Source organism: Mycobacterium sp. TH-M106, assembly GCF_057473765.1.
Genome location: NZ_JBYCLE010000227.1, coordinates 1 through 3,854 on the forward strand (window position 1 = coordinate 1; position 3,854 = coordinate 3,854).

Below are 3,854 nucleotides of genomic sequence, written 5' to 3' on the forward strand. Positions count from 1 at the left end.
AGCTGGGCAGATCTCGTGACCGTCAGCGGGCAGTTTTCATGACCGCCACCGGGCACTTATATGGCCGCCACTGGGCAGTTTGCCGTGGCCGCCAACACGGCCCGTCGGTTCGCTGCGCAGGCAGCTTTATGCCAGGCTATCAGCGCACATGCCGCAGCGATTCACAAGATGCTTGTGAACACCCCTGACGTCACCGCTGGTTCGGATGCGGGCCACCGAGGCCCACGACATCCTTCGAAGGAGGGGCACTGTTGGATTTCGCAGCATTGCCACCAGAGGTCAACTCGTCGCGCATGTATACCGGTCCCGGGTCGGGACCGATGCTGGCAGCAGCAGCGGCTTGGGACGCGCTGGCCGCCGAGTTGGAGTTCGTCGCGGTCGGCTACGCCTCGGTGATGTCGGAGCTGACCGGCCAGGTGTGGTCGGGCCCGGCATCAGCGGCGATGACGGCCGCGGCCGCACCATATGTGGTGTGGCTGCATGACACCGCCGCCCAGGCCGCACAGACCGCCACGCAGGCCAAGGCGGCGGCAGCGGCTTACGAGGCTGCCTACGCGATGACGGTGCCCCCGCCGGTGGTCGCGGCCAACCGGTCGCTGTTGATGGCGCTGGTCGCGACCAACTTCTTCGGGCAGAACACCTCGGCGATCGCGGCGACCGAGGCACACTACGCCGAGATGTGGGCCCAAGATGCTGCCGCCATGCACGGTTACGCCGGCGCCGCGTCGTCGGCGACCGCGTTGCCCGCGTTCAACGAGCCGCCACCCACCACCAACCCGGCCGGGCAAGGCGCCCAGGCCGTAGCGCAGCTGACCAAGGCGCTGCCCGCCGCGCTGCACCAGCTTGCTCCGACCGAGGCGGCGACAGCCTCGGCAGATGCTCCATTCTTCCCGTTCATCAGCTCGACGACGTTCTTGGACTCCACGGCGTTGTTCGCCACGGCACCCGTCTTCGGCATCAACGGCCTGCTGGGCCCCACGTTGTTCGGTCAGAACTCGTTTTTCCTCGCCAACATTGCGTTCCGGACTAACTCGCAGGTCAATCTGTACACCAGGATCACCGGGATAATCACAAGTACGCGGCGGCAGGCCGATGCGGCCCAGCGATTCGCCGAAGAGGCCGCTGCCGAGCTTACTGCCGGGCTCGGATCGGCCGGCTCGGTGTCGGCGGGAATAGGCCAGGCCGAGGCGGTGGGGGCGTTGTCGGTGCCGCCGAGTTGGGCCGGCGACCCCGTGCCGGTGCGCCCGGCCGCGCTGTCGTTGCCCGGCGCCGGCGCCGCTGTCGCCGCCGCTCCCCCACCGGAGCCGACGCCGGGCATGACGTTCAGCCAGGCGCTGATGAGTGCGCTGTCGAAGAACACCGCCGACTCCGCTGACCCGAAGTCGAAACCGGTGATCGTGCGTAACCCGGCCTCCGAACGTGCCGGGCGATCAACCACCCGAAGTTGAGCGAAAGAAAAGGAGCCCAGACATGGATTTTGGAGCACTGCCACCGGAGGTCAACTCCGCCAGGCTGTACTCGGGTCCCGGATCGGCCTCGCTGCTGGCCGCCGCGACAGCCTGGGACGGATTGGCCAAAGAGCTGGGTTTTTCCGCTGCCGCCTATTCCTCGGTGATCGCCAATCTGACCCACGCGGGATGGCAGGGCCCGGCGTCGACGGTGATGGCGGGTGCGGTCGCCCCCTATGTGGCGTGGCTGCACGACACCGCCGCGCAGGCGACGCAGACCGCTGCGGCGGCCAGGGCCACCGGGGGTGCCTACGAGACGGCGTTTGCCGCCGTGGTGCCGCCGCCGCTGATCGAAGCCAACCGGACCCGGCTGGCGTCGCTGGTCGCAACGAACTTCTTCGGGCAGAACAGCCCGGCCATCGCGGCGACCGAAGCTGCCTACGACGAGATGTGGGCTCAAGATGCCGCGGTGATGTACGGCTACGCCGACTCCTCGGCATCCGCGTCACAGCTGACACCGTTTAGTCAGCCGCCGCAAACCACCCAGCCGGGCGGACAGGCGGCCCAAGCCGCGGCCCTCGCCCAGGCCGCCGCCGTCGGCGCCGGCCACGCCCAAGCCGCCGCCAGCAGTCCGCAGCTGGCGTCCGGGCTCACCACCGCCCTGCAGGGTCTGGCGTCCTCGCCGTCGTCGTCCTCGTCGGGGATCGTGCCCGTGATCGCCGGGGTGCCGATCACCGACTATGAGATATTCGTCGCCGGCTCGGCCTTGTCGATCAACGACGAGACCTGGCGTCTTATCGCGTTGGCGACCAGGCTCACCGGCTTTAACACAGCCGCGCTGCGCGACTTCGCCAGGGGGAACGGGCCGTTCGATCCCATCTTCGGGATCCCGCTGCCAGAGATAGCCACCACCGCCTCGGCGACCTCGGCGACCTCGGCGACCTCGGCAGTGGTGGGCCGGGCCAGCGTCGTCGGCGCTTTGTCGGTGCCGCCAAGCTGGGCCGCGACCACCGCTTCGGCGGTAGACACCGCGGTGGACGCGGCGCCAGGGACAGTGTCGAATGCCGGCGCCGCTGCAGAGGACTTTGCCGGCATGCCCGGAAGCATGCTGTTCGGCGAGACCCTGCTGGGAACGTTGGCCGGACGGGCGATCAGCGCTACCGCCGCCAAATCGCGCAACCATAAGGCCAACAAGGTCGTCCCGCGCTCCCCAGCCGGCGGATGATCTCGGGTTGCAGCGGCACACCCGCACCGACAATTGCGGAAGTCGGGTCTGGGTACCCAGCGGTTGGCTCAGGCGTCCAACCGGGTGAATTGGTCCTGGCGGTACTGCTCGACGCAGGCGGCGCGCCGAATCTTGCCGCTCGTTGTGGTGGGAATCGACCCGGGCGATACCAGAACGAGGTCCGCGACGTTCAGACCGTGCACAGTGGAGATCGCGGCGGTGACATCGCTTTTGACGCGGGCGAGCCGGCGCATCGCCTCCTCGTCGGAATCACCTCGCTTCTTGAGCTCGACGACGGTGACCAGCTTCTCGGTGCCGTCCACCGGGACCGATATCGCCGCAACCCGGCCACCTGTGACCTCTTGGACCGTCGCCTCGACGTCCTCGGGGTAGTGATTACGCCCGTGGATGATCAGCATGTCCTTGATCCGGCCGACGATGTACAGCTCATCGGAGAAAACGAAACCTTGGTCGCCGGTTCTCAGCCAAGGCCCGTCGGGGGTGCCCGGTGACGGGTCGACAAGTATTGCGCCGAAGCAGCGCTGCTCCTCGCGGGGTTTACGCCAGTAGCCGTCGGCGACGTTGGCGCCGTGAACCCAGATCTCGCCGACCAGGCCGTGCGGGCACTCACGGTGTGTGTAGGAGTCGACGATCCGCAGGGTAGGTGAGCGCGGCACCGTGTATGTGACCAGCTCTGTGCCGGTCCCCGCCGCACACCGCCGAGCGCGCCCGGCGGATAGCTCCCCGATATCGAAGTGAACCGCTTCCGATGATTCACCCCGGGTGCCGGCCGCCACGAAGACGGTTGCCTCCGCCAAGCCATAGGAAGGACGCACCATGTGGTCCCGGAAATTGACGTGAGCAAACCGATCGACGAAGCGTTGCAGTGTGGCCGGCTGGACACGTTCGGCGCCGCAGATGATGCCCAGCACCCCGCTGAGGTCGAGCCCAGCCAGGTCACTGTCGGTTGTTTTGCGGGCGGCCACGTCGAAGGCGAAGTTCGGCGCCGCTGAAAACGGATGAGGAGCCGCGGCCAAAGATCGCATCCACCTGGCCGGCCTCTCCAGAAACGACATCGGACTGCTCAGCTCGGCGTGATAGCCACCCAGGATCGGTGCGCAGACTCCCAGCACCAAACCCATGTCATGGTAAAAAGGCAACCACGAAACAATTGTCGTATT

3 protein-coding genes are annotated in these 3,854 nt (G+C 67.3%); 2 read left to right on the forward strand and 1 reads right to left on the reverse strand.

Annotation, left to right across the window (positions count from 1 at the left end; genetic code table 11):
* Positions 1-251 precede the first annotated feature (251 nt).
* Together AC2VOP_RS08170 and AC2VOP_RS08175 are read left to right on the forward strand one after the other, a co-directional pair.
* Positions 252-1,448 carry a PPE family protein gene (locus tag AC2VOP_RS08170; protein WP_486960496.1) on the forward strand — a complete coding sequence of 399 codons (1,197 nt, stop codon included), beginning with the start codon at positions 252-254 and terminating at the stop codon, positions 1,446-1,448.
* Positions 1,449-1,470: 22 nt separating this feature from the next.
* Positions 1,471-2,673, forward strand: coding sequence for a PPE family protein (locus tag AC2VOP_RS08175; protein WP_486960497.1), 1,203 nt, complete (start codon positions 1,471-1,473; stop codon positions 2,671-2,673).
* Between the two features lie 68 nt (positions 2,674-2,741).
* Here the strand turns inward: AC2VOP_RS08175 and AC2VOP_RS08180 are convergent.
* Positions 2,742-3,854, reverse strand: a 1,113-nt coding sequence (locus AC2VOP_RS08180; protein WP_486960498.1) for an AMP-binding protein, incomplete at its 5' end; no start/stop codon positions are given.

Coding starts and splice junctions, on each gene's coding strand:
- AC2VOP_RS08175 (WP_486960497.1), top strand. CDS start 1,471: ATGGATTTTGGAGCACTGCCACCGGAGGTCAACTCCGCCAGGCTGTAC.